This window comes from Escherichia sp. AM3 (assembly GCF_032029835.1).
Taxonomy (GTDB): Bacteria; Pseudomonadota; Gammaproteobacteria; order Enterobacterales; family Enterobacteriaceae; genus Escherichia; species Escherichia coli.
Genome location: NZ_JAVUPQ010001029.1, coordinates 1 through 265, shown reverse-complemented (window position 1 = coordinate 265; position 265 = coordinate 1). Strand labels below are relative to the sequence as shown.

At 56.6% G+C, this 265-nt stretch carries 1 protein-coding gene; it reads left to right on the top strand.

Translation table 11 applies throughout. The annotated features are described in order from the left end of the window. Positions 1 to 265: TonB-dependent receptor domain-containing protein (locus tag RTW80_RS29555; RefSeq protein ID WP_312721688.1), on the top strand; the 265-nt coding region annotated here is incomplete at both ends.

Below are 265 nucleotides of genomic sequence, written 5' to 3'. Positions count from 1 at the left end.
ACTATCGCCAGACCGGGGAAGTGGAATCGAAAGGTGCGGAGCTTTCCGCTATGAGTCGTCCAACGGATAACCTGACGCTGATTGCCAACTATGCCTACACCCACGCCATCAATACCGAAGATGACAAATACCAGGGCAAACGACCGACGCAGGTCCCTGAGAACGCCTTTAATCTGTGGGGAGATTACACCTTTGACAGCACACCGCTGAGAGGGTTAACGCTGGGGGCAGGGGCACGCTACACCGGGCCGATGGAGATCTCGCC